The organism is Solirubrobacter phytolaccae, assembly GCF_027587195.1.
GTDB classification, from domain to species: domain Bacteria; phylum Actinomycetota; class Thermoleophilia; order Solirubrobacterales; family Solirubrobacteraceae; genus Solirubrobacter; species Solirubrobacter phytolaccae.
Genome location: NZ_JAPDDP010000015.1, coordinates 39,712 through 53,593, shown reverse-complemented (window position 1 = coordinate 53,593; position 13,882 = coordinate 39,712). Strand labels below are relative to the sequence as shown.

Below are 13,882 nucleotides of genomic sequence, written 5' to 3'. Positions count from 1 at the left end.
TTTCGTCCAGGTCACCTGACACGGACGCGTGGAAAGGCTTCCATGCGTGGATTGACACTCGCACTCGCTGGTCTCTTGCTGTTCGCTCCACCGGCGCTCGCCGATCCGACGGCCACCGGGCCGACGGGCACGCAGGCGTTCGGCGACGCGCAGATCAACACGGCCACCGCACCGGCGAGCCGGTCGTACGTGGTGACGAACACGGGCACCGACCCCGTCTGGGTGATCTCGAGCACGCTCGGCGGAGCGCAGACCGACCAGTTCTCGCTCGCCGGGACCTGCGCGGACCGTGGCGCCGGGAACCCGCTCGCCGCGGGCCAGACCTGCACGGTGATCGTCGCGTTCAAGCCGACGTCGACGGGGTCGAAGTCCACGACGCTGACCACGGTCACCAATGGGCCGACGTTCGTCACGGGGGCGATCACCGGCTTCGGGCGGCATCTGTCGGCGCAGCCGGTCGACTTCGCGGGCCAGCGCGTGGGGACGTCGGTCAAGCGCGTCGTGCGGATCACGAACGACGGCGCCGAGCCGTACCCGCTGGGCGCGGTCACGCTCTCGTCGCAGTGGGTCAAGGGCACCGACGGCTGCGGCTCCAAGACGCTGGAGGCGGGCGCGTCGTGCGACGTCGAGGTGTCGTTCGCGCCGACGACGGCGGGCGTGAAGTCCGGCTTCGTGATGATCGCCGGCCACAAGCCGCACCTGGTCGCGCTGGCCGGCGAGGGCACGGAGCCGATCGCCGCGATCTCACCCGCGAGTGCCGACGTGGCGGGTGGCGAGACGTTCACCGTGCGCAACACGGGCAACGAGGCGCTGGTGCTGGGCGCGGCGAAGTTCTCGGCGGCCGGGTTCGTCGCGTCTGCGGACGGGTGCTCCGGGCAGACGGTCGCGCCGGGTGGGAGCTGTGCTCTGACGGTGGCGTTGACGGCGGGTGACCCCGGTTGGCGGACCGCGCGGCTCGAGCTGCCGGTGCCCGGGCTGGCGCCGGTGCTGGCGCGGGTCAGCGGGCGGGTCGGCATCGGCGGCCTCGACGCTGACCCGTTCGGGCCGTTCGTGCTCGCGCAGCAGCCGGTGGCCCGGCTCGTCGGTGACGGTGGCGACAACCTCGGAGCCGCGCTGTCGGGCGGCTGCGACGTCAACGGCGACGGCTTCGACGACGTGATCACGGGCGCTTCGCTGTGGTCGGTGTCGCCGGCCGAGTCCTCCTGGGAGGGCGCGACCTACGTGACCTTCGGCGGGCCGCGGTTCGGCAGCTCCGACCTGGCGGCGACGGTGGCCGGGCGCACGATCCGGATCGAGGGCGAGAAGGTGCGCGCCCAGACCGGCACCAGCGCGGCGTGCGCGGGTGACGTGAACGGCGACGGGATCGAGGACCTGGCGATCGGCGCCTGGGCGTACGAGTACGACGGCCGTCCGGCCGGCACGGGCGCGCCGCGCGGCGCCGCGTACGTGGTCTTCGGCGCGCGTGATCTCGCTTCGGCCGGGCCGCTCGATCTTGGGCTGCTCGGCGCCCGCGGGTTCCGGATCGTGGCGCCGAACGCGTTCGAGTACGACCACCTCGGCTACGTGGTGACTGGCGTCGGCGACCTCGACGGCGACGGCCGCGGCGAGGTCGCGCTGATGGCGAACACCGCCGACAGCTCGGACACGACGCCGGCACGCACCAGCAACGGCCGCATCTACGTGGTGCGCGGGCAGGCGGGGACGGGCACGGTCGACGCGTCCGCGAGCTCGCTCCTGACGCTGATCGGCGTCACGCCGGGGCAGCTGTCCGCGGTCGCGCCGGTCGGCGACCTGAACGCCGACGGGGTCGGCGACCTCGTGGTCGGCGCGTACACCGGGGTCTTCTCGGGCCGCTCCACCGCGTCGGGCCGGGCCTTCGCGATCAGCGGTGCGAAGCGCGGGGTCGTGGATCTGGCGGTCGAGGAGAACGCGCTGTTCAGCGTCGGCGGCGCGTTCGCGGGCCACCGGCTGGGGATCGGCGTCGCCGCGGCCGGCGACGTCAACGACGACGGGCGCGCGGACGTGCTGCTCGGCGCCGACTCGACCGCGGCCGCCAACAGCGACGCCGCGTACGTGATCTTCGGCGGCGCGACCGGGACGCTGGACACGGCGGACCTCGGCACGCGCGGCTTCCGCATCCTCGGCGCGCCGGGCTCCTCGGCGGGCTACTCGATCGCGCCCGCCGGCGACGTCGACCACGACGGCCGCGACGACGTGTTGGTCGGGGCGTACGGCGCGGGCACGGCCGGCAGCGCCTATCTCGTCCCGGGCGTCGCGGACGTGAGCACCCTGAAGACCAACAACGCGGCCGGCGTGTCGGCGATCGTCCCGGCCAACCTGAACGACGCGACCCGCTACGTCGCGCTCGCCGACCTCGCGCCGCTGGCCGGCGTGAGCGGCGGCGAGCGGTTCGGCCGCCAGGTCGCCAACGTCGGCGACATCGACGGCAACGGCGCCGCGGACTTCGCGTTCGGGGCCGACATGGCCTACCGCCAGAACCGCACCCGCGCGGGCGAGGTCACGGTCGCGCTCGTCCCGGGCGCCGCGCCGCCGGCCCCGACGCCGACCGCGACCCCCACGGCCACGCCGACGGTGGAGCCGACGGTCACGGCGACGCCGATCCCGGCAGTCCCGACGCCCACGCCGACCCCCGTCGCGCCGGCCCCGAAACGCGCCTCGGTCTCGCTCGCGGCCCGGTCACTCACGCCTGACGCGCGGGGCCGCGTCGCGCTGTCGCTGCGCTGCGCCGCGACGGGCGGCGCCTGCACGGGCCGCGCGACGGTCAAGCTCGCGGGCGTCTCCCGCAGCGTGCGCTTCACCGCGCAGCCGGGCAAGACGATGCGCGTCACGGTCGCGCTGACCGCGGCGCAGCGCCGCTCGCTGGGCCGCCACAAGCGCGTGTCCGGCAAGGCCACGCTCGCGGTGACGAACCCGGACGGCACGACGACGACGCGGACCGTGACGATCACGGTCCGAGGCCGCGCCCGATGACGCGCACGAACAACGCACGCCGCGCCGTGACCTGGCGCGGCGATGCCGCCGGCGGCTGCGCTCGTCGCAGCCCGGCGCGCGCCGGGCTCGTTGCGCTCGCGCTCGCGGGCGTCGCCGCGCTCTCGCCGGACACGGCCGGCGCGGCCACCGGGACGTGCCGGACGACCACGGTGAGCACGACGGCCGGCGCGAAGGTCACGCTGAAGCTCGATTGCCGGGTCGGGCGGACCAACGCGGTTCTGGGCAGCCGCGGGCGCGTGCAGACGACGGTCGTGGTCAAGCCGAAGCTCGGCAAGCTCGGGGCGCTCACCAAGCGGACCGGGCGCATCGCGTACACGGCGCGCGTGGCCGGGCGTGACGTCGTGCGCTTCCGGGTTCGGTCCCGCACTCGCAGCTACCAAGGCGCGATCGTGCTGCGGATCGCCGCGCGGCCGCTCGCGCCCGTGCCGGCGATCACGCCGAGCGTGACGCTGCCCGCTCCGGTTCCGAACGCGACGGCGACGCCGGACCCGGTGGTCACGCCGACGCCGACGCCGACGCCCGGCGACGGGCTGCCGGAGCCGCTGCCGGCCGTGCCCGCGTCGGTCGCGTCGAGCACGCGCGCATGGGTCGCGGCGGCCGCGGACACGTGCCCGGCCGCCGTGCACGACCGCTACTCGGTCGTCGGGCCCGACGGGCGTCGCTACCCGACGTGGCACCCGCCGACCACGATCGATCCCGGCACCGGCCGCGCCTGCACGTTCGGCCATGAGCACGGCGACGACCCGAAGACGTCGGACATCGAGGCCTGGGTCGCCGACCATCTCCAAGCTCCCGGCTACGAGCAGTACGCCGGGCTGCCGTTCGGCACCTCGACCGAGGCGCTGGACGCGTTCGCCGCGGCCAACCCCGGCACGGCCAAGCGCAGCGAGGATCACGTCGGCTACAAGGTGTCGGTCGCGAACGACGTCGCGCTGCTCGGGCCCGACGGCGCCGCGCTCGGGACGACGTGCGACTACCTGACGTCGGTCCACCAGGGCAGTCACTCGCCCGACGCGCTCTCCAACAACGCGCACGAGCTCGTGTACGCGGTCCGCTGCAGCGACGGCACCGAGGTCATCTCGACCACCGTCTCCCGCTTCGGCGAGCCGGGCGTGTACGGACGCGGCTGCGAGCCCGAGACGCGCATCACGACGGTCGACAACGGCTATCCGGCCGGCCCGGGCGCGCGGCTCATCCCGGACCGCGAGTGCGTCGAGCGCAACGTGCTCGTCCCGTCCGGCCGCACCACCTCCGTCTGGGCGCTGTACGAGAAGTGGACGTCGATCAATGCCCTCGAGCTGCCCGGTGGCGCACCGCTCGCGCGCTTCGAGACGAGCTTCGGCGTCTTCAACCCGAGCCGCTACGCGTCGACCGGGACGACGATCGGCCGCACGCTCCCGCTGTGCTGGGAGACGGCGGCGGACGGCGACAAGGCCAACGGCGTCGACTGCGCGAACGCCATCACCGGCACCCCGTTCGACGACGCCCGCTCGCCCTTCGACGGCACGCGCCGCGACGTCTACCTGGCGGGCACGAAGGTCGAGAACCCCGGCGGCACGCGCCTATGGTGGACCGACCCGTACGGCCGCAACGCCTCACCGACCCCGTTTCCCGGCGGCGTCTGCCAGCTCGTGTCCGCCGGCGCCACCCCCGGCCAGGGCGACGCCCGGATCCAGGTCTTCGGGCGCAACCACAGCTACGACGCGCCGGGGGTCCACGCGCCGAACTAGCTGATCCTCACGTCGTCGACGCCGGCCTCTACGAGCGAGGCAGCGCCGGCGTCGGCGGCCTCGAAGGTGATCGTGACCGTTTGGCCGCCGGTCAGCGGGACGCTCGCCGTCGCCCACGCGCCGTTGCGGTTCACGGCGGCGCCGAGCTGCTGGAAGACGACCGTGCCGTTCACCCGCACGCGGAAGTAGTCCGCCGAGGAAGCGTTCGAGCCGTGCGCGAGGTACCAGCTGAAGGTCAGCGTCCGGTTGCCGGCGGGCAGCGTGATCTGCGGGGAGCGGATCGACGTCTGGCCGCCGTCGACGTCGTACGTTCCCGCGTCGGAGCCCGCCAGCGGCCCCGTCACGAGGTCGAACGAGCCGCTGACCGTCGTGCCGAGCTGCTTCGCGCCCGAGGAGTTCGTGTCAGCCGGGTTCGCCCGCTCCCAGCGCCCGGTCGTGGCGGTGTCGCTCAGCACGGTCCAGCCCGTGGCCGACTCGAACGTGTCGCTGTAGACCGTCGTCGGCGGCGGAGTGGTCCCGCACGTCTGGCTCAGGACCTCGTACGGGCAGTCGGCGGCGTCGAGCAGCTGGATGAACGCCGCGCGGTTGCGGGTCGTCTCGCGCCCGATCACCGAGCCGGGCGGATAGAAGCCCGGGTTCGAGGTGCGCGGGTACATCTCGAACGTGTAGCTGAAGATCTTGTACTGGCCCCAGAGCCAGTCGTTGATCGTGCCGTCGGCGATGTAGAGGTCGCTGGACTGCTCGGGCGTGTAGCCGTTGGTGGCGGCCATGTTCTGACCGAGCCGGGACAGCGCCGCCTGGTCGTTGGCGGTCAGCGTCGAGGTCGTGTTGGCGGTCGTGTAGCCGTACGGCCACAGGATCAGCTCGGAGTAGGTGTGCCAGTCGATGTGGGCTTTGATCTGCTGCGCGCCGCCGACCACGCGCGAGTTCACGAAGTCCCGCACCCGCTGCGTCTCGGGCGCCGAGAACGCGGACGGCCCGCGGTAGGTCTCCGACGACGTCGTCCCTGAAGACCCGCCGCAGCAGCCCCACTGAAACGCCCAGTTGCGGTTCAGGTCCGTGCCGACCGCGCTCGAGCCCGCGTTGGGCTGCCGGTTCTTGCGCCACGAGCGGTAGGACCCGGTGGCGACGTCGTACTCGGCGCCGTCAGGGTTCACCGACGGCACGATCCAGATCTCCCGCGAGTCCACCAGCGCCCGGATCTGCGCGTCGGTCGCGTACTTGGACGTCAGCTCGTTGGCCTGATAGAGCGCCATCTCGACCGTCAGGTGCTCCCGCGCATGCTGGTTGGCGGTGAACAGGACCTCGGGCTCGCTCTCGTCCAGCCCGACGTTGTCGGAGATCTTCAGCGCCCAGATCTCGCGCCCCTCGTACGTCGTCCCGAGGCTGAAGCGCGAGACCAGCGTCGGGTAGTTGGTCATCAACGCCGCGGTCTCGGACGAGACCTCCGCGTAGTTGTGGTACGCCGCGTCGGCGGCCGGGAAGTCGCTCGCCCGGGCGCGAGACACCACCTTGAACCCGGCGCGTCGGAGTGCGCGCCGGTCAGAACGCGACGCCGTCACGGTCACCGAGCCGTGGTCGACGGCCACGATCGCGGCACCCGTCCGCGCGACCGCCGCCCGCTGCGCCTGCGTGCGTACCCCGTCGACGCGGTAGCTGGAGACGGCCGCCTGGGCCGATGGAGCGGCGATCAGGGCGACGACGGCTGCGGCAAGGGCGACGCAACGGGAGAGGCGCATGGCTCAGCCTCGCGCTTGCGTCGCGGCGCTGTCAACCCCACCGTGAAGGAAAGCCCGACCAATACGACCCCCGCGCCGAGCAGCTCCGTCACCGTCGGCACCTCGCTCAGGAACAGCCACGCGGAGGCGATCCCGAACACCGGCACGAGCAGCGTGAACGGCGCGACCGTCGAGGCCGGGTGCTGCTTGAGCAGCCACACCCACGCGCCGAACCCGCCGAGCGTGGAGAGGATCACGACGTACGCGAGCGCCGCGACGCCCGACGCGTCCATCGACACCACTTCGCCGCGCTCGAAGATCGCCGACAGCGAGAAGAGCGGGATCGGCGGCACCAGGCTCGACCACACCAGCAGGCCGAGCGGGTTGGGGGAGGCCGCCTTGCGCGCCGCGACGTTGCCCATGCCCCACGAGCACGCCGCGCCGATCGTCAGCAGGACCGCGCCGAGCGGGACGTGGGAGCCGCGCCCCGCGGCGATGATCGCGATCCCGGCGAACGCGATCACGCCGCCCAGCAGCTGCGTGCGCCGCGGCCGCTCGCCGAGCAGCAGCACGGCGAAGCCGATCGTGAACGCCGCCTGCAGCTGCAGCACCAGCGAGGCCAGGCCCGCCGGCATGCCCTCGTGCATGCCCAGCGTGACGAGCCCGTGGTGCCCGGCGGACATCAATAGGCCCACGGCGATCACGGCTGGAATGGAGACGCCCGGTCGCGGCACGAACGGGATCAGCAGCGCCACGAGGGTGAAGCGCAGGGCGGTGAAGAGCAGGGGAGGGAAGGACTCCAGACCCACGTGGAGCACGACGAAGTTCACGCCCCAGGTCAGCGCGACGAGGACGGCGATGGCGACATGACGGCGGGGCATGGACCAGACGGTGACGGCTCCAACCGGCAAGAGCGAGTGGACTTTCTGAACGGAACCCGTAAGATCGCCTTGATGGTCGATCTCCGCAAGCTCCGCGCGCTGCGCGCCGTGGCCGACCACGGAACGCTCGCCAAGGCCGCTGACGCGTTGCACTTGACGTCAAGCGCGGTCTCCCAACAGCTCTCCGCGCTCGAACGTGAGGTCGGGCACGCCGTGCTCGAGCCGAACGGCCGCACCGTCCGGCTCACCGGCGCCGCCCACGTGCTGCTCGGCCACGCCGACGCGTTGTTCGCCCGCGTCGAGCAGATGGAGGGCGAGCTCGCGGCACAGGACCAGACGCCGCGCGGGGAGGTGCGCGTCAGCGGCTTCCCGACCGCGCTCGCGGGCCTGCTCGCGCCCGCCGTCCGCTCGCTCCGCGAGGCCGCGCCGAACGTGAAGCTGTGCGTCCACGAGGCCGAGACGGACGAGTCGATGGTGCTGCTCAGCAACCGCGACGTGGACGTGATCCTCAGCATGGAGTGCCGCTCCGCGCCGCGCCGCGACGATCCGCGCTTTCACCGCGAGGAGCTGCTCGGCGACGTGCTGGACGCGGTGCTCGGGGTCGACCATCCGCTCGCCGGCCGCGAGACGCTCGACCTCGCCGAGCTGCAGGACGCGGAGTGGGTCGCGCCGCCGGTCGGCTGGTCGTGCGACGAGGTGTTCATGGCCGGCTGCCAGCGCGCGGGCTACACGCCGCGGATCGTGCACCGCTCGGGCGACTGGCAGGCCGTGATGGGGCTCGTCGCCGCCGAGCTCGGCGTCTCGCTCGTGCCCCGGCTCGCGCACTCGGTGACCCCGCCGGGTGTCACCATCATCCCCTTGACCGGAGAACCGCCCAAGCGCCACGTCTTCGCCGCCTGCCGTGGCGGCGCCGAGTCCAACCCCGCGGTCCGCGCCGTGCTCGACGCCGTCGCCGGAGTGGTGGCATGACCACCGTCATCTTCGACCTCGACGGCGTGCTCGTGGACTCCGAGCAGGTCTGGGACCAGTCGCGCAAGGACGTCGTCGCCGAGCATGGCGGCGAGTGGACCGACAGCGCCACCACGGACATGCTCGGGATGAGCTCGAAGGAGTGGCCGGTCTACCTGATCGAGCAACTCCACGTGCAGCTCACGGTCGACGAGATCAACGAGGCGGTCGTGGCCGCGATGCTGCGCGAGTACCAGGCCGAGCTGCCGCTGCTGCCCGGCGCGCGTGAGGCCGTCGAGCGGATGGCCGACGCGTTCACGCTCGGGCTCGCGTCGTCCTCCAACCGCCCGATCATCGACCTCGTGCTCAGCGAGATGGGCGTCGCCGACCGCTTCAAGGCCACGGTCTCCTCCGAGGAGGTCGCGCGCGGCAAGCCGGCGCCCGACGTCTACCAGGAGGCGCTGCGCCGCCTCGGCGCCGACACCGCGACCGCGATCGAGGACTCCGACGCCGGCCTGCGCTCCGCACACGCCGCGGGCCTGTACGTGATCGCGATCCCGAACCCGCACTTCCCGCCGTCCGACGCAGCGCTGGCGCTCGCGGACGTGACGCTGCCGGACCTCGACGCCCTCACGCGCGATGTGGTCCTCAGAGGCTGACGGGCTCTTCGCCCGCGCCTACATCGCGGTCCAGGCGGGGCAGGTCGAAGAGGCGGAGGAGCTCTACCGCGAGGCGGCCGAGTCCGGGCACGTCACCGCGGCCTACAACCTCGCCGAGCTGCTCACACGGCTCCCGGGGCGTGAGGAAGACGCCGAGGACGCGTGCCGCGCCGCGGCGGAGGCCGGCGACCCCGACGGTTGGTGGCTGCTCGCCGACCTGCTCGAGGAGATCGAAGGCCGTGAGGAAGAGGCCGAGGCGGCGTGGCGCACGGCGCTGGCGGCCGGCTCGAGCGAGGCCGACACCGGCCTGGGCCGCTTCCTGATCGGTCACGGCCGCGAGGCCGAGGCGGCGTCGGTGCTCGCGCCGGCGGTCGCCCGGGGCGACGCCGACGCGCTGTATTGGCTGGGCCTCGTGCGCGAGAACCAGGACCGGTTGGACGACGCCGCGTTGCTGTACGAGCAAGCGGCGGCCGAGGGGAACACCGACGCGCTGAGCGGGCTCGAGCGCGTCCGTGCGGAGCAGGAACGGCTCTAAGCAGCCGCGAACGCGTCGTCGCGCGTCCCGTGCAGGGAGAAGCGCGAGGCGGTGCCCGTGATCTCCAGCAGGCGGCGCACCGGACCGTCCGGTACGACGACGTGCAGGCGCTTGCCGGACGCTTCAAGGGACTGCGCGGCGCGGAGGATCGTGCCGAGCGCGCTCGAGTCGATGAAGTCCACCGCTGAGAGGTCGAGGACCACCGCGTCCTGCGGGCCGGCGGCCGCCATCGCGAAGATCGCGCTCATCTCCGAAGTGGCGCCGAGGTCGAGTTCGCCGCCGGCGACGATCAGGTGGCTGCCGTCGACGGGGTCGTGGTCGAGGGTGAACATGGGTCGCAACCTACCTCAGCGTCGGCCTTGCATGCTCCGGAAGATGCCCGGGAGCTTCACGACGAGCGTCGGTATGTCACGTCTCGAACGGTGAAGCGCCTCCTGGAGCGCGGTCGTGGCGTCCGGGCCGTGGACCGGGTGGCCGTGGCCGACGAGCAGGTGCTCCGGGGCGAGCGCCTTCAGCGGCCCGGCCGGCGGGAAGCCACGGCGGAGCGGGTGCACGCCCGCTGGCCCGGGGCCGACCGCGAGGTGTGGCGCGGTGCCGATCGACTCCGCGACGACCAGGCCACGCCGCTCGGGCCACCACAGCGCGCGCTCCTTCCAGACCAGCAGGCTCACGTCGACGACGTCGAACGGCGCGTCGGGGACGTTGCTCGGCAGGGAGAAGAACGGCGCGTCGAGCCGGTCGGCGATCGCCTTGCCGTCGCGCTCGTGGGCGACGAACAGCTGCAGCACGCCCGCGACCTCGCCGAGCGCGGCGGCGCGCTCGATCGCGTCGCCCTGTTCGAACGGGTCGACGAGCCAGACCTTGCCGTCGTGGGCGAGCGCGTGCGCAGCGCGTTGGAGTGCGTCGTCGGCGACCCAGGTCAGGCCGAGCGGGTGTTCGGTGATGGGCACACCCGCATCCTCGCAACCCCGGTGGGCGGCCCGCGTTGACGGTGGCGATGAGGAATGGCTTCTTGGTGTGCGTGCTCGCACTACTGCTTCCGGCTGCGTCGGCCCAGGCCGCGACCCCGCAACGGGACTGCGAGCGTCATCGCGGGGTGCTCGCGGACACCCACACGGACGCGGCGCTCGAGCGCGAGGCTGCCCGCCTGCGGGCAGCGCAGCGGCAGAACACGGACTGCGCGAAGGCGATCGCGAGCCGGCTCGCGCGCCGCCCCGGCCGCGCGGCGGGCATCGTCGACGACTGCCTCGTCCACGGCGGCGCGCTCACCCGCCGTTACCCACGCACGGTGCTGCGCCGCGCCTTCAAGGCCCTCAGCCACGAGCTGCGGCAGGAGACCCGCTGCGAGGTGGGGATCGCGAGCCAGTTCAACGCGGGAGCCGGGAAGCGGCTGCAGCGGACGAAGCTCGCTCGCATCCGCCCGGTCGCGGCGCACTTCGCCGTCTTCGATCGCGCGAAGGTCGACGCCGACGTCCCCGCCGCGCGGGTGCGCTCGCTGATCGCCTACGAGAACACGCAGGGAAGCGGGCTCGACGCCGAGAACACGCGCCGGGTCGGCGACGGGATGTGGGCGTTCCGCAACCGGACCGGGCTCTGCACGGGGCTGGAGATCACGACCGCGGCGGTGGTCGCGTGCACCGACGCCGACCGCATGATCGGCGTCCAGGCCGCCGTGACGCGCGTCCCCGGCGGCGTGGCCACGTGGGGGACGGTCGCCGACGGCGTGACCGAGGTCCGACTGCTCGACCACGGCGGCCGCTGGCGCACGCTCGCCACGCCCGACAACGGCCTCCAGCGCACGACGCGCCTGCTCCCACGGCTGTTGACCTGGCGCGACCAGGCCGGCACGCGGCACTACGGGGACTTCTCTGCGTACGTGTGCCTTCCCGGGGTGCCGTGCCCGCGCTAGTCTCGTAAGCCGTGGAGTAGCCAGCCACCGCACCTTGTTTGACCAATCCGACCCTCTGGGCCGGGCGTGCGGTGGCGTAGGCGGCTTCGACCGACCTCTTCGTTCGTCCGCGCACGCCCGTAGGTCCGGTCCTCGTTCGAAAGGACCACCACATGCTCAAGGGCACCGACCTCATGCAGTCCCACGACGGGGCGCCGCTGTTCGACGGCCTCTCGCTGACCCTGGACGACGGCGCGCGGGCCGCGCTCGTCGGCCCGAACGGCGTCGGCAAGACGACGCTCCTGCGCCTGCTCGCCGGCGTTGATGCTCCCGAGCGCGGTGCGGTCGCGCTCGGCGTCGGCGACCGCGCGAGCTACCTGCCGCAGGACGTGCTCGACCCACGGGCGACGATCGACGACCTGTTGCGACGAGCGCTCGGGGAGGTGTGGGAGGTCCGGCTCGAGCTCGACGCCCATGAACACGACCTGACCGACTTCGACGCCTACGGCGACGCCCAGGCGCGCTTCGAGGCGCTCGGCGGCTGGGCGCTGGAGGCCCGGCTGGACGAGGCCCGACGGCGGCTGGCGATCGAGCATCTCGACCGCGGCGCGCGCCTGGGCGAGCTGAGCGGCGGCGAGGCGGCGCGTTGCCTGCTCGCGTCCGTGCTGCTCGGCGACCCGACCGTGCTGCTGCTCGACGAGCCGACCAACCACCTCGACGCCGACGGCCGCGCGTGGCTCGCCGAGTGGCTGGAGGGCTTCGACGGCACGCTGCTGACCGTCTCCCACGACCGCGACTTCCTCGACGCGACCGTCGATCGCATCTACGAGCTCTCCCCGGAGGGCCTCGAGGCGTACGAGGGCGGCTACACGGCGTACCGGGAGGAGCGGGCGCGGCGCCGGGAGCGGCTGGCGCTGGTCGTCGAGGCGCAGGAGAAGAAGCGCAAGCGGCTCGAGGCCGACATCGCGATGACCGCTCGCCAGGCGCAGTACACCGAGCGGACGATCCCGCGCGCGATCGCCCCGAAGTTCAAGCGCTACGCGAAGAAGGTGGCGAAGAAGTCCAAGGCGCGTGAGCACCGGCTCCAACGTGAGATGCAGGCGGAGACGTGGGTGCGCGCGCCGCGTGAGCCGGCCGCGTTCAAGGTGCAGCTGGAGAGCGACGGCGGTGGCAAGCGGCTCGTGGCGGCGCTGCGTGGCGTCACGGTCCCGGGTGTGCTCGAGGGCGTCGACCTGACGCTCCACGCGGGCGACCGCGTGGCGCTCGTCGGGCCGAACGGCTCGGGCAAGTCGACGCTCCTGCACCTGCTGAGCGGGCGCGTCGTGCCGGCGGACGGCGACGTGGACGTGCGCGGGGAGACGCGGCTGTTGCCGCAGGTCGGCGTGGCCGAGGTGCCGGCGGGGACGCTCGGCGGCGCCCCGGTCGCGGACGGCGCCGAGCTCGGCCTGCTCGCCTGGTTCCGCGCGCAGACCTCGCTCCCCGAGGCCGAGGCGCGGACGCTCCTCGCCCACTATCGGCTCGGCAGCGACGCGATCGACCGGCCGCTCGCGCGGCTCTCCCCGGGTGAGCGGGCGCGTGTCCACGTGGCGGCGATCGTCGGCGGCGGCGCGGAGCTGATCCTGCTCGACGAGCCGACCAACCACCTCGACTTCGACACGCTCGAGGTGATCGAGGCGGCGCTGCGCGGCTACCGCGGGACGCTGGTCGTCGCGACCCATGACCGTCCGATGATCGACGCGATCGACTGCGAACGTGTCATTTGCGTGAGGAGCCGCCGGATCGAGGAGTAGCGTCGAGCCGCAATGCTGGCCATCGAGGAGAGCGAGGCCGTCCAGCGTCCCGAGCCGCGGCCCGGGGTCGGCGAGGTGCTGGTCCGCAACCGCTTCATCGGGACGCCCGGTGGTGAGGCCGCCGGGGAGGTCGTTGCGGCGGCCGACCCCGCGCTCATCGGGCAGGCCGTCGTGTACTTCCCCGGTGGCGGCCGCTACGCGGAGTACGCGGCGGTGCCCGTCGAGGAGCTCGTCCCGCTGGAGCCGGGCACGCCGCTGGACGTGGCGGCGGCGCTCGCGTTCGACGGCACGGCCGCGTACGTGCTCACCCACGTCGGCTTCCGGCTACGGGCGGGAGATCGCGTGGCGGCGACCGGGCTGGTCGCGCAGCTGGCCGAGCTGGCCGGCGCCGAGCTGGTCACCGAGAACGCGAAGATCGCCTACGGCGGTGGGCTCGAGCAGCTCGCCTCGCGCGGCACGCTCATCCTGCACGGCGGCAACCCGCACGGGCGGATCGACGTCGAGCGGCTCGCCGAGCGCCAGCTCAGCGTCCACTGGGTGGACACCGCGCACTACCTCGCGACGCCCGCCGCACGGGCGATGGCGCTGCGGTTCGTGCTCGAGCGGGTCGAGCCGGAGATCCTGGAACGCGTGCCGCTGCGCGACGCCGCGCGGGGCCGCGAGACACCCGAAAGCGGCAAGGTGCTGTTGATCGTCTGAACCGGCCGGGTACCTGAAGCCG

General features: G+C 73.3%; 12 protein-coding genes. 8 read left to right on the top strand and 4 right to left on the bottom strand.

The genetic code is table 11. The features are described from left to right. The first annotated feature begins 75 nt into the window (after positions 1-75). Together OJ997_RS10450 and OJ997_RS10445 are read left to right on the top strand one after the other, a co-directional pair. The gene (locus OJ997_RS10450; protein WP_270025032.1) at positions 76-2,991 is read left to right on the top strand and encodes a choice-of-anchor D domain-containing protein; all 2,916 of its coding nucleotides are present in this window, start codon (positions 76-78) and stop codon (positions 2,989-2,991) included. Then, a complete protein-coding gene (locus tag OJ997_RS10445) occupies positions 2,988-4,742 on the top strand; it encodes a hypothetical protein (RefSeq protein ID WP_270025031.1) in 1,755 nt (584 codons plus the stop codon). Before OJ997_RS10450 ends, OJ997_RS10445 begins: the two co-directional genes overlap by 4 nt. On the opposite strand, the gene OJ997_RS10440 is transcribed toward OJ997_RS10445, so the two are convergent. Beyond that, entirely contained in the window at positions 4,739-6,481 is a 1,743-nt protein-coding gene (locus OJ997_RS10440; RefSeq protein WP_270025030.1) for a M14 family metallopeptidase, read from the bottom strand. The genes OJ997_RS10445 and OJ997_RS10440 overlap by 4 nt on opposite strands. Then, complete coding sequence (locus tag OJ997_RS10435; RefSeq protein WP_270025029.1) at positions 6,433-7,341, bottom strand: EamA family transporter; 909 nt, start codon at positions 7,339-7,341, stop codon at positions 6,433-6,435. The genes OJ997_RS10440 and OJ997_RS10435 overlap by 49 nt, the downstream gene beginning before the upstream one ends. A gap of 72 nt (positions 7,342-7,413) precedes the next feature. Between OJ997_RS10435 and OJ997_RS10430 the strand changes: the two genes are divergently transcribed. The 3 genes from OJ997_RS10430 to OJ997_RS10420 are packed head-to-tail and all read left to right on the top strand — an operon-like array spanning position 7,414 to position 9,483. Continuing rightward, on the top strand, positions 7,414-8,310 hold the full coding sequence (locus OJ997_RS10430; protein ID WP_270025028.1) for a LysR family transcriptional regulator: 897 nt from the start codon (positions 7,414-7,416) through the stop codon (positions 8,308-8,310). Further along, entirely contained in the window at positions 8,307-8,948 is a 642-nt protein-coding gene (locus OJ997_RS10425; RefSeq protein ID WP_270025027.1) for an HAD family hydrolase, read from the top strand. The genes OJ997_RS10430 and OJ997_RS10425 overlap by 4 nt, the downstream gene beginning before the upstream one ends. Further along, on the top strand, positions 8,929-9,483 hold the full coding sequence (locus OJ997_RS10420; RefSeq protein WP_270025026.1) for a tetratricopeptide repeat protein: 555 nt from the start codon (positions 8,929-8,931) through the stop codon (positions 9,481-9,483). Before OJ997_RS10425 ends, OJ997_RS10420 begins: the two co-directional genes overlap by 20 nt. Here OJ997_RS10420 and OJ997_RS10415 read toward each other — a convergent pair. Both OJ997_RS10415 and OJ997_RS10410 read right to left on the bottom strand, forming a co-directional pair. Next, positions 9,480-9,815: an STAS domain-containing protein gene (locus tag OJ997_RS10415; RefSeq protein WP_270025025.1), complete on the bottom strand. Its 336-nt coding sequence runs from the start codon at positions 9,813-9,815 to the stop codon at positions 9,480-9,482. The genes OJ997_RS10420 and OJ997_RS10415 overlap by 4 nt on opposite strands. Positions 9,816-9,830: 15 nt before the next feature. Next, positions 9,831-10,433 (bottom strand): hypothetical protein, encoded by a 603-nt coding sequence (locus OJ997_RS10410; protein WP_270025024.1) that lies wholly within the window; start codon positions 10,431-10,433, stop codon positions 9,831-9,833. A 146-nt stretch (positions 10,434-10,579) separates the two neighbouring features. Between OJ997_RS10410 and OJ997_RS10405 the strand changes: the two genes are divergently transcribed. The 3 genes from OJ997_RS10405 (at position 10,580) to OJ997_RS10395 (ending at position 13,860) form a co-directional block, all read left to right on the top strand. Beyond that, positions 10,580-11,392: a hypothetical protein gene (locus tag OJ997_RS10405; protein ID WP_270025023.1), complete on the top strand. Its 813-nt coding sequence runs from the start codon at positions 10,580-10,582 to the stop codon at positions 11,390-11,392. Positions 11,393-11,544: 152 nt separating this feature from the next. Continuing rightward, positions 11,545-13,161, top strand: coding sequence for an ABC-F family ATP-binding cassette domain-containing protein (locus OJ997_RS10400; RefSeq protein ID WP_270025022.1), 1,617 nt, complete (start codon positions 11,545-11,547; stop codon positions 13,159-13,161). Positions 13,162-13,173: 12 nt separating this feature from the next. Beyond that, positions 13,174-13,860, top strand: a complete 687-nt coding sequence (locus OJ997_RS10395) for an MDR/zinc-dependent alcohol dehydrogenase-like family protein (protein WP_270025021.1) — start codon at positions 13,174-13,176, stop codon at positions 13,858-13,860. Positions 13,861-13,882 lie beyond the last annotated feature (22 nt).